This window comes from Streptomyces sp. NPDC048600, assembly GCF_055587025.1.
The window spans coordinates 1-15,833 of the sequence record NZ_JBVJGZ010000059.1; the positions used below are offsets into that span (position 1 = coordinate 1).

Below are 15,833 nucleotides of genomic sequence, written 5' to 3' on the forward strand. Positions count from 1 at the left end.
GCCCGATCCGCTCCCGGGCGGTCAGCTTGCCCTTGGCGTGCTGCGCGGCCGTCGCCTTCTCACCCGGACCGGCCAGCGCCCGCGCACGAATCTCGCGCAGCTCGGCGACGTGACCACGAATGTCCGTCGGCCCCGGCTCCGTCGGTACTGGGGCAGTCGTCATCGCCATCTCTGGTCCCTTTCTGGGACAGGACTGAGGAGAGAATCCCGCCCCGGATCCATGGAGAACTTGATCAAACCGCCTATACGGTTTGGTTGAGCGGTGGTGGAAGAGGTTTTGGACACCGGTCGACTCACCGCCAACCCAGGGGCGGCGTGTAGTCCTCCGACCCGTCCCACCAGCTCCAACCGAGCGCCGGCGGCGGCTCGGGCTCTACCGGGGGATGCGACCGCAGTGCCAGCAACACCACGGCGAGAGCTGCCAGTTCCTCCTCGCTGGCAGCTCCGCGTTCCACCCGGAGTACGGCTTCTGAGCTCTTCATCCAGCCCATCTCCCCCTCTCCCTGCAGACTTGAGCCAGGGTCGACCGGACCACTCGAAAAGTGCTGAGGGATCACTCGAGGCCGGACCGGTGTCCCGCCCCAACTGCGGTCCATGGCAAAGGTTTTACGTGCGCACAAGCGGTCGGTTTCGCTGTAGCGTCAACAGTGGGCCGCTGAGGCGACGACCTGGGACAGCTGTGCTCCAACAGGGCCGTACCGGTACTGGATCTGGAAGCCAGCGCTCCGAAAGTAGTCGTAGCGGAGTGCTTCCTACCGCTGGAAAGTAAACCGGGTGGTATGTATCTTCACAGGCCTGAGAGTCCTGAAGCACCAACACGCCGACGCCGCTCAGGGGGAACAGACATGTCTGCGAGCACGTTCAGTGTCGAACACGCGGTACCCGACACCTGGCGCACGGGGCGGGACGTCACGATGCCGCAGCAGGCCACAGCGCCTCGCTATCCGAGTCTCACCACCACGGTCCCGAAGGAGTTCGTGCACCGTGCCAGCGTCGCCGAGGTGATGCTCACCGACTGGGCGCGCCTGGACGAGCAGCACTTCACGGTGACCGCCCAGTGGCCGCGGCTGCACTGCTTCTTCGCCACGCTCGACGGCTACCACGATCCGCTGCTGGTCGCCGAAACGATCCGGCAGGCCGGACTGCTTCTCGCGCACGCGGAGTTCGACGTCCCGCTCGACCACAAGTTCCTCATGTGGGACCTGTCGGTCGACATCGACGCCGAGCAGCTGCTCATCGGCGGCGCGCCGGCCTCCGTGGTCATCGACATCACCTGCTCGGACATCAAGTGGCGGGGCCGCAACATCTCGGGCCTGCACTTCGATGCCGTGATCCGCCGCGACGGACAGCAGGTCGCGACCGCGGGAGCCACCTTCACCTGCCTCTCCCCGGCCGTCTACCGGCGCCTGCGCACTCCGCGGATCGGCGAGGGAGTGGCGCCGATCCCGCTGACGAGCCCGATCGCGCCGCAGGACGTGGCCCGGCTGTCGCCGACGGACGTCGTGCTCTCCCCGCTGCCCGGGCAGGACAGCTGGCAGCTGCGCGTGGACACCAGGCACCCCGTGCTCTTCGACCACCCGGTCGACCATGTGCCGGGCATGGTGCTGCTGGAGGCCGCCCGCCAGGCCGCCATCGCCTACCTGGGCCGCGACTGCCTGCCGGTGGGCATCACCAGCGAGTTCACGCGTTACGCGGAGCTGGACGAGCCGTGCCTGGTCGAGGTGTGCTCCCTGCCGCGCGACGAGCAGGGCCGCGAGCGCGTGCTCGTGACCGGGCGCCAGGAGGGCGAGGTCGTCTTCTCCTCGACGCTCACGGCGGCACCGGCCACCGCCTGAACGAGGCAAGCGGCTCAGGGGAGAAGCTCCCTTGAGCCGCTTCCGCATGTCCTCAAAGCCGGGTGCCCTCACAGCCGGGGCGTGCCTGTGACGCGCCGCAGGCACAGGGTGCTCCCGGACGACAAGGACCCCGGGTGCCCGAAGGCACCCGGGGTGAATCAGACCGCTCGGGCCGTTATCAGGCCGGGGCCGGCTCCGGCTCAGGTGCCTCGAGTGCTTCGAGCGCCGCACGCACCACACGGGCGCCCCGGTCCGGAGCCACGTCCAGCCGCATCAGCACCGCCGGAGAGGCGATGGAGGGCAGCAGGTGCTTCAGCAGCACCGAGGCCCGGTACTCGACATCGTCGAGGCCGGTCTCCAACTGGGCATAGAGCTGTACACCGTTGAAAGCGCTGACGACCAGCTCGGCGACCTCACGCGGCACCACGTGGGAGAGCGTCTCGCCCCGCCGGTGCGCCTCGGCGAGGACCTCGGTGAGCACGTCGACCCACAGCGGCCAGGCGCTCCCGTAGTACTTGATGCCGGCGGGGTCCGACGAGAGCCGGGCACCCGCGCGCAGCAATGGCTCGTGCCGCAGCCGGTGGGCCACCGTCATCGCGACGTCCACGACCTCCTGGAGCTTGACCTCCTGCTCGGGCAGCGCCTGGGCCGTCTGGAGCTCAAGGACCCCCTTGGCCAGCGCTTCCTTGGAGTCGAAGTGGAAGTACAGCGCTCCCTTGGTCACCCCTGCGGTCTTGAGGATGTCGGCGACTGTCGCCGCTGTGTACCCGTGTTCCGCGAAGACGACCGCGGCGGCCTCCAGAACTGCGCGACGGGTCCTGACCGCACGTTCCTGCTGGGCCATGGGACCTCCCTTTCCCTGAACCGCACCGGAGTCTTACGAGCCGTAGCCGCAGACCGGAGCACCAAGAACAAACCGTCCAAGAGGTACCTTATTCTCTTGGACGATGGAATGACAGCGCTTGAGTTCGCCCAGTATTCGCCCCCTGATCCTCCGTGCAACCCCGGTCACAGGGCGTGTATCCCGTCGCTACGGAGTCGAAACGCGCTGGTCAGAGGAACTCCACGGGGTCACCCGAGGGCACTGTGGCGGCAGGGCGTAAAAACCATCCACCCTGTACGTTTTCCGGCTTGTTTTCATCGTCCCCCGGCCAGGTCAGGCGCCGACAGGAACCATACTCGCGGAAGCCGTCGGCACACCGGCCGATCCGGCCCACAGCCGGCCCTCCGCCGCCTCGGCGTCCACGGCCCGCACCAGCCGCTCGTCGATCGCGTCGAGCGAGCCGACCATGTGTCGCACCCCGGCCCGCCGCATCAGCTGGCGCTGGAAGCTGTGCTCGTAGGACGTCGGGTGCCCGATGAAGGCCGCCCCGAGCTCCTGGGCGACCTCGGCCACCCGCGCCACGTCGTCGATGAACAGCGCCTCGTCGCAGCGGACTCCGAAGACGTCCTCGGCGATCTCCCGGACACCCGGGCGGAAGCCGTCGGTGCAGACGTACAGAGGCTCGTCGAAGGCGTCCGCGTATGCGCCGAGGTGGCGCTCGAAGTGGTCGCGCTCCAGACCGCCGTAGCAGACCAGCCGGGCCCCGGTGGCGCGCAGCCGCTCCAGCAGGGCGCCGGCGCCCTCGGTGACCCGCACCGGGTTCTGCTCGAGGTAGGCCCGGCGCTCGCGGAAGTACTCCTGCACGACCTCCTCGGGCGTACCGGGAACGCCCATGGCAGCCGCGGCCCGCAGCTGCGTCTGCGACAGCACGGCCCGCTCCAGCTCGGCGGTGTAGACGCCGCCACGGCTCGTCACGAACCGGTGGATGACCGGACTGAACGTGTCGTTCAGCAACACCCCGTCGATGTTCACCGCGATCAGTCGCAGATGCCGCAAGGCCATCACAGAACCGCCTCTAAACGTCGGGCCGCACGACGGATGCGTACGGCGCCAGATGGGCAAGTCAGCGGCCCCGCGCCGACTGCACCGGCCGCGCAGGCCTCATGTATTCGACAATAAACCGGACGTGCGGTTTCTTCAACAGCTATCCTTGAGCGGTATCGCTCGAGACAGGGGCTCATAACCGTGGGGGGAACGATGAGCAGCACGTTGAAGGGCAGAACGGCACTGGTCACGGGCGCGGGGCGGGGAATCGGCCGGGCCATCGCCCGGCGCCTGGCGGCGGACGGCGCGCTCGTCGCCGTGCACTACGGCAGCGACGAGACCTCGGCCCGCGAGACCGTCGAGCAGATCACCTACGAGGGCGGGCGCGCCTTCGCGCTGCACGGGCCGCTGGGCGTGCCCGACGACGTCCGCACGGTCTACGAGCGGCTCGACGCGGGACTGCACGACATGGGCGAGCCGGCCGAGCTCGACATTCTGGTCAACAACGCCGGCTTCAACGTCCGGGGCGGGGTGTCCGAGGTGACCCCGCAGGACTTCGACCGGCTCATGGCTGTCCATGCCAAGGCACCGCTGTTCCTCGTGCAGGAGGGGCTGGGGCGGCTGCGCGGCAGCGGCCGGGTCATCAACATCAGCTCCGCGGCGACCCGGGTCGCCCTGCCGACCTCGCTGGCGTACTCCATGGCCAAGGGAGCCCTGGAGACCCTCACCCGCACGCTCGCCAAGGAGCTGGGGCCGCGTCAGATCACCGTGAACTGCGTGGCGCCCGGATTCGTCCGGACGGACCTGAACCAGCAGCGCTGGGCCACGCCCGAGGCCGAGGCCGTGCACGCCGCGTTCTCCGTGTTCGACCGGATGGGACAGCCGGGCGACATCGCCGATGTCGTGGCCTTCCTCGCATCGCCGGACTCCCGCTGGGTGACCGGGCAGTGCATCGACGCGTCCGGCGGAACGGGACTGTAGTTCCGGCAGTTGACCTCCCGGTCAGGTCACAGGGGCAGGGTGAGGTCCGGCTCCGGTGTCGCCGAGGGCTGCTGTGCGCCGCCTGAGCGCGGCGTCTTGCGGCCCTTGGTGCCCGGAGCCAGGGTGCGGGGGTCCACGGCCTCAGCGGGCGCTCCGGCGGCGTACAGGCCCTTCGGATCGGTGTCCCGGTCGTGCGGCAGCAGCCAGAACACCCGGCGGCGGAACGTGCCCGAGGACCGGGAGGGCTTCGCCCGCGGGCTCAGCAGCGCGTACCCGACCATGCGGCCGTCGCGGTGGTAGGCGGGCCGCCCCCGCCGGGTCGGCAGCCGGTCGAGGCTCTGGCGTACGTAGTCGAGGCCGGCTATGTCCTCCAGCCAGACGAAGCCGACCTCATGGACGATCTCGTCCTCTGCGATGAGAGAGCTCATGCAGTCTCCTCGTCGGCGAGCAGTCCGATGCCCGGGTAGTACTTGCGCTGGTTGGAGAGAATCATCTCTTTCGGCGACTCGAGCCCCACCAGTTCTCGGACCCGGGCCGCGAAGGACCGGGACGACATCGCCGGGGCGCCCTCATTCTGACACCACGTCCGGTAGGCGGCGTACAACTGTGTTTGTTCCGCCCTCAGTTCGGTGTCCAGTACGCAGCATTCGCCCAGGAAACGCCCGGTGTGGTCCTCTGTCTCCGCGTACGCAGTGGTGGCGATACGCACCCGCTCAGGCCCGCTGAGGCCCTTCTCGCCGCTCAGATAGCGCCGGGCGCCCTGGACCAGCCAGTTGAGGATTCCAGGCCCTTCCTCAGTCACCAGGATGTCCGCGAGGTTGTCGATCTTCCGCTGGTCCGGCACCACCCGCTCGAACGGCAGCAGACGCATCCGCCGCCAGAACGCGAAGCCACCGGTGCCCACCTCGGGCCGGTGGTTGCCCAGCAGCCACAGCTTGTGCGTCGGCGAGAAGCTGAAGAAGTCCTGCCGCATCCGCCGCGCCTTGATCCGGTCGCCGCCCGTCAGCAGCTTCACCCGAGCCTCGTCGAACCGATCCCCCGGCTTGACCTCGCTGCACACGATGATCCGCCTGCCGTGCAGTTCGGCAAGATCAGTGGGGTGCCCCTCGTACGGACGTGCCATCAGGAAGCCGGGCGGTGCGACGTCGGCGTAGTCGCCTATCAGCTTCATCACCACGTCCAGGAGCACCGACTTGCCGTTCTTGCCCGAGCCGAACAGGAACGGCATCACCTGGCCGCCGACGTCGCCGGTGATGGAGTAGCCCAGCAGCAGATGCAGGAAGTCGATCATCTCCGCGCAGTCGGGCCCCTCTCCGAAGGTGTCGGTCAGGAACCGGTCCCAGCGCGGGGTGGGCATCGGCTCCGGTGAGACGGTCGTGCGACGCGAGTGGAAGTCCTTGTGCGGCTGAGGCGCCCTGACGAGCCCGGTACGCAGATCGACGATGCCCGCCGGGGTGCACAGGGCGTACGGATCGGCGTCCAGCAGCGACGCGTTCATCACCATGCCGGGTGCCGAACGGGCCTGGACGAGCATCGCGGTCATGGCGCTGGTGCTCAGTGAGCGGCGGCGGTGCTGTTGGAGTGCCCTCTCGGTGTACACACCTCGCGGGTCGGATGTGGCGATGGACTCGGCCAGGTCTCCAGCAGCCCACATCATCGTGTCGTCGTCGTCCGGCTGCCAGCGGGTGCGGTCCCAGCGGAACCAGCCGAGGCCGGGCACGTGCTTGTAGTCGTTGGCGTAGAGCTTCACGAACAGCTTGGCGTTGCCACGGTCGCTGAGGGTGTCCGGCAGCAGTCCGTCGGCTTCGGCCTCCACCGGTACCTGGACACTGTCGACCGGATCCTGACTCGAACGAGGCGGCGGGACCGCCCGGTCGAGCGTGCGTGCGGCAACCCTCGCGCTGTCGAAGGCGAAAAGTGCGTCATCGTGCCCCGAGGTCACCCTCGACCCCGCACTTCCCCGGACCTTGACGCGGAGAGCCTCAAGCCACCGTGCGATTTCCGCAGCTCAGCAGTCATCTGCACCCCCCGTGAGCGACCGAAGCGACTGAACGACCAACACAGATTAACGAAGCGGACGCTCAGGGTGGTGCGCCTGTGGATACCGGATTCAAGCCGACTTCGCCCGCCTGACGTCTGCTCGACGGTCTCTCAGCGACTCAGCGACTGAAGGGCAGCGACTGAAGGCCTTCGGTCGCTCTTTCAGTCGCTGTGTAAAACCCCAGGTCAGAAAGGGTGCAGCTATTAAAACAGCGACTGAAGCGACTCAGCGACTCTATATATAACGCCCACACGCGCATACGCACACGCATACACGCGCACACGCGTTGCTCTTCATATACCCAGTCGCTGAGTCGCTTCAGTCGCTGATCTGCGCAGTGCGGCGCTCTGACCTGCTCTTTTCTTCAGCGACTCACAGCGACCCAAGGAATGCTCAGTCGCTGTTCTTCAGTCGCTCGGTCGCTGCGGAGGCTCCACCGACCCTCCAGCGACACTTGATCAACTGTTGGCGAAACCTTTCCTCCATGTCGGAGCCTCAGTCGCTTCGGTCGCTTCAGTCGCTGGGCCGGATCCGGACACTCATCCGGAATACTGAGACCCGCAGCTGTCCGTGCGACGAGGGAGGGAGGCCCGCGTGCCAGAGCGCAACCAGGACTTCGGCAAGTACGGTGCCCGCGGCATCAAGGGGCACGAGGCCGTCGCCCGCCGCCTCGACGCCCTCGCCGGCTATATCGCCACCCCCGTGACCACCCGCCGCGGGCTGCTGGCCCGGCTGCACTACCTCACCCGCACCAAGCACGCCCGTGCAGCTGCGCGGGAGGCGGGCCTGACCGTCACCGACCGCACCCTCAAAGCCTGGCTGGACGGCAAGCGCACCCCCACCCAGAAGAACCTCGAACGAGTGGACGCGGCCTACCGCACGGTCCGTCGCCACAATGTCGCCCGCTACCTACTGGCACGCCTCAACCGCGAGGGCCGCGGCACCCGGGTGGAGATCCACCCGCTCAACCAGTCCCAGGTCCCCCGCCCTAGGCAGCGCTTCGTCGAGTTCCGCACACTCAACATCCGCCAGTGGGACCGGATCGTCGACGCCTGGGCCGCCGACGACACCGAAGCCCTCGACGAGGCCTGGGTCGACCGCATCATCGACCTCGGTTCGCAGTGGGGCCAGTACGAGTACGTCACCAACATCGGCTTCGCGGCCTGACCCAGCCGTCTCAAGGCGCCCCTTTAACGGCGCTCACAGGCCGCTGTGTTCGCGCAGCCGGGCATCGATAGGTCTCGGCGCCTGGACCTACGCCACAGGGCCCCTGGAGCCCCCTCAGCGTCGGCGGCCTACAGGCCCTGGTCGCTCAAAACTTCCTTGAAGCGTGGCTGATACCGGAACGTGGTTGCTGGAGGCACACGCGCGCCTGAACGACCGCGTGCAGCGCCGTCGTGGCTGACTTTCGAGGGCGCAGGTTCAGACGTGGCGGCAGCAAGTCCCCATCATCTCGGCCAGCTACGGACGGTCAGTTGACGATGTAAGAGAGCGCAACGCCCAGATAGTCGCTGACCTGCGAAAACGTCCTAGGAGACCCAGTTCCTAGGAACTGGGTGGCAGTTCCTAGGAACTGCCTAGATTGCTCTCACGTCAATGAGCAGAGCCCCTTGCGGAGGCCCCAACAGCCCTGTTCGCGGGGCTGTTTCGCTTCGTGTGCGAGTGGCCTCGGCGAGTGAGAAAGGTACTTCGACACGGCTGGGAGGACTGAGTTCATTGACTTGGTGCTCATGTACGTTAGGTTCATCAGGTCGGCCTCGCGGCCGTGTTCCGACTGTCCATCAACCCGTGTACGGAGGCCCCTTTTGGGAGCGGTACGCAGACTGGTCGACGCCAACACAGGCGAGCCGGTCCCCTATGCGCCGTACGCGTTCGCAGGCCGGCACACCCAGGTGGACAAGACGCGTGTCGAGGCGATCACCGAGTCGAAGGCCTTCACACCGAGTCAGAAGTTCCTCGTCCTGTGGTGGATCGGCGTCTCACCGGAAGGCATGAACCCGCTGCGCGCGACAGGTTCCGACATCGCCAAGCGAGTGGGAATGTCCAGCGACGCCGTCGGGAAAATCAACCGGAAGCTGGCCAAACACCGCATCCTGGTGGTGCGAGGACGCATCGGCAACTACAACCTGTACCGCATCAGCCCGTACATTGCCTTTCACGGAACAGGGCTGGAGCAGCGGGAAGCGGTCAGGACGTGCAACCCGCCGGACATCCCTGGATTCGACGACAAGACCCCTGCGCGGTGGGAGGCCCAGTGACCAGTGACGACAAGCAGAAGAACCTGGAGCTGCTCAAGGCCACAGCCGGCATGACCGCCAACCAGCGCCTTGTCGTCATGCTCTACGCCTTGCACCCGACCGACCGGGCCGGAGCCGTCGTCGAGACCGCGGCGAACCTCTCCGCCCTCGTGGGCATGTCCGCCCCCGTCTTCTCCCGCACCCGCAAGCAGGTCATCGAAGCGGGCTGGCTCGAGGAGTCCGACAAGCTCGCCCACATCCGGTACTACCGCCTCAGCCCCAAGGCCCTCGGCGAGCACGTGGTGGTCCCCCTGCGCCGGGCAACCTGATCCTTGACCTGGGCGCAATGAAGGCGTCCCACAGAGCGTTCCTCATTAGCACCACGTCAATGAGGAGCTGTCTGCGGGACGCCTTCATTGCGCCCACGTTCAACAATCAGCCGAGGACGGTCCAGATACGACCTCGCTCGGCAGCACTGGCCGACAAGCAGAAGCCCTACGCCGACACCCTCTCCGAGCACCCGCAGCCGCGCTGAGCGTGTGTCGGACTCAAGGCTCCGCTCTAGCCCGAAGCCTGTCCTCTCCTCTCCGCACGAGCGGAACGCCCCTCATGACACGACGCCACGAGGGGCGTTTACACAACCCCATCTGCTCCACTCAGCCGTCAGCCGTCAGCGCGAGCCCGAGCCGCCTCGAGGAACCCCTCGGCCAACTCCCCCAGCCGAGCAGGGTCCCGTTCCAGAGCCCGCATGCTCAGAAACCGCAGCAGATCGAAGAACAGTTCGTCACTGCCCACCTTGGCGTTCAGCAGCATCGCCAGCGCCCCAGGCTGATCGAACGGCACGGGCCGCCCCCGCAGCTCCTCCCCCACACCGGAGTCCCCACGAGGCTCAGGCACCCCCTCGCCCCCCGAAGCAGAGCCCCCAGTGATTACGCCGTAATCACCCTGAGCCCCCTGAACCGGGTCGCGAGTGATTACGCCGTAATCACCCTGCCCCTCCCGACCCACCGCCTCGCCGCCACCGTCACCGACACCCTCACCGTCGGCCCGCCCGGTGATTACGGCGTAATCACCGGAGCCCTCCTCAGCACCGCCCTCCCGTCCAGCCCGAGGAGTGATTACGCCGTAATCACCCGGGCCGGCCGCTTGCCCCGAGGGACTGGCCGACGGGACGGGCGTAGGACTGCTCGAAGGGTCGGTGATTACGGCGTAATCACTGGGGGCGGCCTCGCCAGCCACAGCGGCGGCTTCAGAAAGACGACCTCCTCCCCCAGCCCCACTCCCCTTGAGCTCCTTCTGCTGCTTGAGCTGCTCCAGAGCCGCTTCCTGCTCCTCGGCAGGCTTGTTGCCCACAGCGCGCAGCAGATCGATGGGCTCCTCGCCGATACGAGCCTGAAGCTCGGGCGTGAGATGCAGCAGGGCGAGGCGCTGCGAGACCCACCCCTGTGACCGATGCAGCCGCTTGGCAAGCGCCCGTTGACTGCCATGGATGGCGAGCAACCGCTGAAGAGCCCGGGCCTCGTCAAGCTCCTCGAGGTCCTGCCGATGGATGTTCGCGACGAGTGCGGACTCCAGCAGCTCCTCGGAGGTGCTCCCCTGGTCGTCACTGACCATGACCTTGATCGTGGCCAGCCCGGCCTCACGCGCGGCGGCCAGCCGGCTGCTGCCGTCGACGACGACATACGTGGTGTCGGGCTCCAGCGCGGACTCATGCGCGGGGTTGGCCTTGATGTAGGCGTCCCGGTTCATGACAGTGATGGCCTGCTTCTGCCCGTGGGTCTGCAGACTCCCGGCCAGATCCGTCAGATCGCCCAGCGTGGAACGCGGGTTGTCGGGGTTGGGGCTGACCCGGTGAACGGGAAGCTCGCTGGGCGGGGCAACGCCCTCGGTAGGGACCCCGGTGGCCGCGGCGACGGCCTGCCGCCGCGCGCTGACGGGCCGTACTCCCCCACCGAACCGCCCGGCACCGAGCTGATCGGCCTTGCTCACAGGACCTCCCGAGCCAGCGCACGCATCCCGACGGCCTGCTGAGACTTGGGCGCGTAAGACAGCAGAGGCTTCTTCACGCGGACGGCTTCCTTCTGCTCCTTCAGATCCCCGATCACTCCCACGACCCGAGGATCCTTTATGTCCACCCACCCCTGCAGGGACGAGGTGGCGATGTACCCCCGCCGCGAGTCATACAGATTCACGACGATCCCGAGGTAGTCGATGTCCACCTGAAGGTCCCCCCGCAGGTCGTCGATCTGCGAGGTGAGCAACTCATAGGCGTCGGCCGAACTGTCCTCGGCCTGCACGACGATGAGCGCCCCCGACTGCCCGGGCGCCTCCCCGCTCCGCCGCCGCCCGTAGTAGGCGGCCGCGTCCATGCTGAGCCCGAGGCTCGGCGGACAGTCGACGATGATTACGTCGTAATCACTCTCCAGCGGAGCGAGCGCCCGCTCCAGCGCAGCCTCCCGAGCCCGCACCGCGGACAGCCGCACATCAAGCAGGAACGCGTCATGACAGGCGGGCAGCAGATGCAACCGCCCCCCGAAGACGTCCTCATCGATGGATACGACGAGATCCCGCAGCTCGCCCTTGGCGTCCCCGGCCATGTGATTGGTGAGGCTGTCGCCGGTCATGGGCAGGGGAGTGGCACCCAACTGGTTGGTCAGATGGCACTGCGGATCGAAGTCGACGAGCAGCACCCGAAGCCCCGGCCCCGGCAGGTTCTCCACATCGAGCGGATCCTCCACGGCCGCGCCCTGGTCCCCCGACTCCTCACTCGCCCGAAGGGCAAGAGCAAGGGCCTTGGCCACACGCACGGGGTGCAGCGAGTTGGAGTCCTCGGAGAGAGCCTCTCCCAGTCCGGCGGTGATGGCGGTCTTCCCCACCCCGCCCTTCTGGTTGCAGACCACGAACCGCCGAGTCACGGCCGGCCGCTTCACCTCGGGCGCCGGATGGGTGTCGAGCCACAACTGCACGGACTGGGCAAGCCCCTGAATCAGCGAAACCCGCCGATCGGCGGCAACCTGCCGGAACTCCTCCCACTGCCCGGACGGCAGAAACGTGGCGAAGGAATCTGCCCCAGCGGTATCGACGGCCGCGGTAGCCGAAGCCAGGGAGCACCACTCCCGGACCCCCGCCTCCACAGCCGCCTGAATCTCAACCCCGCACTGCGCGGCTCTGACCTTCAGACTCTGCCGGAGCCATCCCGGCAGCTTCGAAACGACCTTCTCCCGGTCGCTAGGGGTGACTGGCGAACTCATGGAAGACACCATACTAACGCCCAAGATCACTTCCCACCCCGACACGTTAGCAACCCCAACTTCACCACCCTGATTACGCCGTAATCACCCCACCCCTCCACCCATCCTCAAGCGGCGGGGGTGATTACGCCGTAATCACCCCCCCCGCTAGGGCAGGTACTGAGCCCGGTGCGCGACCGTGCCGAGGAGCCCGCCGAAGCTGGCACCCCAGACAAGCAACGGCAGAGAAGCGGTCAGGGTGAGATGCCGCCCGGCATGGACACACAGCCCCTGGCGACCAAGGTGCAAACTGCCAGGACACAGCGGTGGCCCCAGAGCTCTCCTGCTTGCTCATGAACATCTGTCCTCCTGGTTCCCTACCCCGACTTGGTACGTGACCGGTGCGTTCGGGTGCGGGGTGCTGTCCTCCATGGCAGCGCCCCCGCATGACGGTTTCCAGGAATGCGCGGCGAACTCGTCGACCGGTGAACACGCAGGCCAGACCGCAACAATCAGCGAATGCGAGGAAAGCTACGCGATGCGGGTGATTCCTTCAGATTCCTTCGCGGGCTGTCGCTCGGCTTCAGCAATCGGCGTACGAGTGTGCGGCAAGCCGAAACGAAGCACACTGGCCCAGGCAGCGGACCGCATTGCGCCGGGTTCTTGCTGGCTCAGACCGAGTACTGAGCTCATCGGCCTGCGGGGTCTACCACTTCACTCCGAGTTGTTCGAGGTCGTTGCGGCGTTGTGGGGTGAGTGTTGTGGCTCTGCGGCGGGTGTTGGTGAGCCATTGGCCGAGTTTGATTTCTGTTCCGTCGTTGAGTTGTTCGGTGTGGTGTCTGGGTACGGCGAGGTGGCCTTCGCGTGCGTGGTACTGCTGTGCGGCGGCAAGGTTGGTGGCCCATTTGTCGTCCTGGGTCCGCCGCTTGGGCTGTTCGTCGTCTCCCGTGGCCTGGAGTCCGATGACGCTTTCGAGGAGCCATTGCTGGGCGGGCAGGAGCTTGTCCCAGGCAAGCTGCTGTGCTGTGGTCCAGGCGCCGAGGTTCTCGCCCTGGACGAGGACTTCGCCCGCGGCCGGGGCGAGGGTGCCGCCGGTCTCCAGGTGGGTGCGTGTGAGGTGGAAGGCGCGCTGCCAGGCGATGTCCCACCCGGTGGGGCACCAGCCCGCATCGATGTCCTCCAGGGCCTTCAGGCGGCCTTCGGGGAGTTCTCCGGTGTAGGAGACGCTCTCGCCTGCGGCACGCCGTCCGGTGTTCTGCCAGGTCTTGCGGGCGGCGGCTCGCTGGTTCTTGACCCATACACCGATGGGGTAGCCGTCGCCCCAGACGGCGTGGGTGGGCGGGAGGAGGTGTCCGTGCGCGGCGGCGTAGGAACGGGCGACGGCGAGGCCTTCGTCCCAGGCGACGTCGTGGTGTGACCACACCATTCCCAGCGCTTCCAGTTCCTTGACGCGGAGGGCGTCGAGGTCGCCGGAGTTGTAGTAGCGCCGCTGGTCGGCCAGCCATACTCCGAGCGGGAACCCGGCGGCCGTCCCGGCGCCGTCGTCCGGGACCCGGTACTCGTAGGGCACGCGCAGTTGCCCGCCACCGGTCTCGCGCAGCCATCGGCTGGCGGCCGCGAGACCGCGCCGCCAGTACGTCTTCTCCGGGTCGATGACCCGCAGCCTGACGAACTGCGCGATGGCCACGGGATCGCGTTCCTCGCTGAAACGCAGCAGCCCTCTTGCGGCCGGCCGGGCAGCGCCCGCGTCTTCGCCGCCCACCTGATCCAGATCCTGTTCCTGGTGTGCGCTGTTGTTGTGTTCCTCGGAAGGCTCGTAGCGGCCGCTGCGGGGGCGGGGGTCGGCGAGGGCCTCGATGGTGTCGGTGTCGTGTGCGCGCAGGGCTCCGAGGACCTTCGCGAGGGTGCCGTAGGCGTCTGAGGTCAGCATTTCCCCTGCTTCCTCGTCTGGTGCAAGGAATACGGGGACCACGAGGGTGGCGATTTTTCCTCTTCCGGGCTGGATACGCAGTGCCCGTCCGACCATTTGCACGATGTCGACCATGGAGCCGCGTGCATCGCAGAAGGCGACCGCGTCACAGTTCGCGGTGTCGACGCCTTCACCGAGGACCTTCACGGAGCTGAGAACCCGCAATGCAGCCGGAATATCTGAATCACCGTCGGCATGGTCGGCAATGAAATCGGAGGCGAACTCATCGAGCACCTGGCGTCGATGGCCGGCGGTGTGTTCGCCGTACAGCCAGTCTGCCCACACCCGCTCCGCGGGTGGGAACGTCTCGGGGTCCTCGGCCCGCAGCCGCGCCGCGACCCCGGGCACGCCTGTCGCCATGGCTTCGGCCTCGGCGACCCGGCTGTGGAACGTCAGCACACGGCGCAGCCGCTCTTTCGCGGCGGCGGTGAGCAGCCCGGTCTGCAGCGCGGCGAGCCGTGCCCCGCGCACGGAGTCGGAGCCGGCCGACCCGACGGCGATCGCGGTGTGCAGCTCCGGGTCGCGGATATCGAGGCAGACGACCTGGTACGGGGCGACGAGCCCGCGCTGGATGGCTTCCGACAGCCTCAGCTTGTAGGCGACGGGCCCGAACACGGGGCCGTCCTTGTCCATGCTCGCGACCAGCCGCGGCATGTCTCCCTCGGCCTCCCACACCCGCGCCGTTGCGGTCATGTACAGCCGTCGCACGGCCGGGATGCGTGCCTGGTCGTGCACGGCCGCCCACGGCTTGCCCGCATCACCACTGGTGCGGTGCGCCTCGTCGACGACCATGAGGTCCCACACGCCCAGCCCGGCCTCGTGCGCGCGCTGCAGGATGCCGAGGCCGACGGCCGCGTAGGTCGCGAACACCGTCACTGTCTCCAGGTCCTGGAGCCAGTCGGCCAGTTCGCCCGGGTCGGTGGTGCAGGGGATGCCGTCGCTGTCCTGGGCACGCAGTGAGCACACCCCGACCATGGCTCCGCGCCGGCCGCCCTGGCGCCAGGCGGCGGCCATCTGTGTCAGCAGGTCCAAGGTGGGCACCAGGACCAGGACGCGGCAGGCGGACAGCTGCCGTGCGGACTCCACGGCGATCAGGGTTTTACCGGACCCTGTCGCGGCAATTACCTGTGTCCGAAGTCCTTCGGGAGGCATGTGTCCGCCGGGAGGAGTCTGCAAATGACGCATGACGCCGTCCACTGCCTCTACCTGATGAGGCCTCAACTCGATTTTCGGCATCAGAGAGTCCTTTTCATCCACCCAGGTACGGCAAGTGACGGAGATTCACCAGTCACCGATACGCATGCTTCTCTGCAGGCACTTGGGCTCATGCCGCAAGGGCATCGGTGTTGTTCTCTGAGCCCAGAGTCTAGCCTAGATCTCAAAATGACACACCGGCTTATATCAGAGACCGCATACCCGCCAGAGAGTCACCGACCCCGGAACAGTGCGGCTACCTGCTGCCCAGCCAGCCTCTGACGCGCGCGGAGGCGTGCGTCAGTTGCCGTACCGGACTGCGGAGCAGGCCGGTACGGCTTGATCCGGCGTTAGCCGGATCGCCGGATCACGGAGTGGTCCGGCAGGCGGGACGGAGTCCCGGCGCATCCGGCGCGGAGCGCCGGATGGTACCCGCCGCGTAGCGGCGGCGCGTCGTCTTCGCGGAGCGAAGCGCGCGC

13 protein-coding genes are annotated in these 15,833 nt (G+C 67.5%); 5 read left to right on the forward strand and 8 right to left on the reverse strand.

The features are described 5' to 3' along the window. Nucleotides 1-293: 293 nt before the first annotated feature. A complete protein-coding gene (locus ACZ6SQ_RS37915; protein WP_469570540.1) occupies nt 294-482 on the reverse strand; it encodes an acyl-CoA carboxylase epsilon subunit in 189 nt (62 codons plus the stop codon). Nucleotides 483-845: 363 nt separating this feature from the next. Between ACZ6SQ_RS37915 and ACZ6SQ_RS37920 the strand changes: the two genes are divergently transcribed. Further along, nucleotides 846-1,835: a ScbA/BarX family gamma-butyrolactone biosynthesis protein gene (locus ACZ6SQ_RS37920; RefSeq protein ID WP_469570543.1), complete on the forward strand. Its 990-nt coding sequence runs from the start codon at nt 846-848 to the stop codon at nt 1,833-1,835. Between the two features lie 178 nt (nt 1,836-2,013). Here ACZ6SQ_RS37920 and ACZ6SQ_RS37925 read toward each other — a convergent pair whose 3' ends face one another. Together ACZ6SQ_RS37925 and ACZ6SQ_RS37930 are read right to left on the reverse strand one after the other, a co-directional pair. Further along, nucleotides 2,014-2,679: a ScbR family autoregulator-binding transcription factor gene (locus ACZ6SQ_RS37925; protein ID WP_386387519.1), complete on the reverse strand. Its 666-nt coding sequence runs from the start codon at nt 2,677-2,679 to the stop codon at nt 2,014-2,016. A gap of 312 nt (nt 2,680-2,991) precedes the next feature. Beyond that, entirely contained in the window at nt 2,992-3,720 is a 729-nt protein-coding gene (locus tag ACZ6SQ_RS37930) for an HAD family hydrolase (protein ID WP_469570546.1), read from the reverse strand. Nucleotides 3,721-3,915: 195 nt separating this feature from the next. On the opposite strand from ACZ6SQ_RS37930, the gene ACZ6SQ_RS37935 reads away from it, so the two are divergent. After that, nucleotides 3,916-4,683, forward strand: a complete 768-nt coding sequence (locus ACZ6SQ_RS37935; protein WP_469570549.1) for an SDR family oxidoreductase — start codon at nt 3,916-3,918, stop codon at nt 4,681-4,683. Between the two features lie 26 nt (nt 4,684-4,709). Here ACZ6SQ_RS37935 and ACZ6SQ_RS37940 read toward each other — a convergent pair whose 3' ends face one another. Both ACZ6SQ_RS37940 and ACZ6SQ_RS37945 read right to left on the reverse strand, forming a co-directional pair. Next, a complete protein-coding gene (locus ACZ6SQ_RS37940) occupies nt 4,710-5,111 on the reverse strand; it encodes a DUF6009 family protein (protein ID WP_469570553.1) in 402 nt (133 codons plus the stop codon). Continuing rightward, on the reverse strand, nt 5,108-6,499 hold the full coding sequence (locus tag ACZ6SQ_RS37945) for a DNA primase family protein (RefSeq protein ID WP_469570554.1): 1,392 nt from the start codon (nt 6,497-6,499) through the stop codon (nt 5,108-5,110). The genes ACZ6SQ_RS37940 and ACZ6SQ_RS37945 overlap by 4 nt, the downstream gene beginning before the upstream one ends. Nucleotides 6,500-7,318: 819 nt before the next feature. Here ACZ6SQ_RS37945 and ACZ6SQ_RS37950 point away from each other — a divergent pair. From ACZ6SQ_RS37950 to ACZ6SQ_RS37960, 3 genes are all read left to right on the forward strand, one after another. After that, a complete protein-coding gene (locus ACZ6SQ_RS37950; protein WP_469570555.1) occupies nt 7,319-7,891 on the forward strand; it encodes a transcriptional regulator in 573 nt (190 codons plus the stop codon). Between the two features lie 638 nt (nt 7,892-8,529). Beyond that, entirely contained in the window at nt 8,530-8,982 is a 453-nt protein-coding gene (locus ACZ6SQ_RS37955) for a MarR family transcriptional regulator (RefSeq protein WP_386387511.1), read from the forward strand. After that, nucleotides 8,979-9,290, forward strand: coding sequence for a replication initiation protein, RepL2 (locus tag ACZ6SQ_RS37960; protein WP_386387509.1), 312 nt, complete (start codon nt 8,979-8,981; stop codon nt 9,288-9,290). The genes ACZ6SQ_RS37955 and ACZ6SQ_RS37960 overlap by 4 nt, the downstream gene beginning before the upstream one ends. 334 nt (nt 9,291-9,624) lie before the next feature. On the opposite strand, the gene ACZ6SQ_RS37965 is transcribed toward ACZ6SQ_RS37960, so the two are convergent. The 3 genes from ACZ6SQ_RS37965 to ACZ6SQ_RS37975 all read right to left on the reverse strand — a co-directional run bounded on the left by ACZ6SQ_RS37965 (nt 9,625) and on the right by ACZ6SQ_RS37975 (nt 15,396). Then, on the reverse strand, nt 9,625-10,950 hold the full coding sequence (locus ACZ6SQ_RS37965) for a ParB/RepB/Spo0J family partition protein (RefSeq protein ID WP_469570558.1): 1,326 nt from the start codon (nt 10,948-10,950) through the stop codon (nt 9,625-9,627). Beyond that, a complete protein-coding gene (locus tag ACZ6SQ_RS37970) occupies nt 10,947-12,212 on the reverse strand; it encodes a ParA family protein (protein WP_386387506.1) in 1,266 nt (421 codons plus the stop codon). The genes ACZ6SQ_RS37965 and ACZ6SQ_RS37970 overlap by 4 nt, the downstream gene beginning before the upstream one ends. A gap of 685 nt (nt 12,213-12,897) precedes the next feature. Further along, entirely contained in the window at nt 12,898-15,396 is a 2,499-nt protein-coding gene (locus ACZ6SQ_RS37975) for a helicase associated domain-containing protein (protein WP_469570561.1), read from the reverse strand. Nucleotides 15,397-15,833: the final 437 nt, after the last annotated feature.

What these genes read in the sequence shown, in the direction of transcription:
- ACZ6SQ_RS37970 (WP_386387506.1), bottom strand. Translation starts at nt 12,212, where the DNA reads ATGAGTTCGCCAGTCACCCCTAGCGACCGGGAGAAGGTCGTTTCGAAG.
- ACZ6SQ_RS37925 (WP_386387519.1), bottom strand. Translation starts at nt 2,679, where the DNA reads ATGGCCCAGCAGGAACGTGCGGTCAGGACCCGTCGCGCAGTTCTGGAG.
- ACZ6SQ_RS37915 (WP_469570540.1), bottom strand. Translation starts at nt 482, where the DNA reads ATGAAGAGCTCAGAAGCCGTACTCCGGGTGGAACGCGGAGCTGCCAGC.
- ACZ6SQ_RS37940 (WP_469570553.1), bottom strand. Translation starts at nt 5,111, where the DNA reads ATGAGCTCTCTCATCGCAGAGGACGAGATCGTCCATGAGGTCGGCTTC.
- ACZ6SQ_RS37935 (WP_469570549.1), top strand. Translation starts at nt 3,916, where the DNA reads ATGAGCAGCACGTTGAAGGGCAGAACGGCACTGGTCACGGGCGCGGGG.
- ACZ6SQ_RS37920 (WP_469570543.1), top strand. Translation starts at nt 846, where the DNA reads ATGTCTGCGAGCACGTTCAGTGTCGAACACGCGGTACCCGACACCTGG.
- ACZ6SQ_RS37975 (WP_469570561.1), bottom strand. Translation starts at nt 15,396, where the DNA reads ATGCCGAAAATCGAGTTGAGGCCTCATCAGGTAGAGGCAGTGGACGGC.
- ACZ6SQ_RS37930 (WP_469570546.1), bottom strand. Translation starts at nt 3,720, where the DNA reads ATGGCCTTGCGGCATCTGCGACTGATCGCGGTGAACATCGACGGGGTG.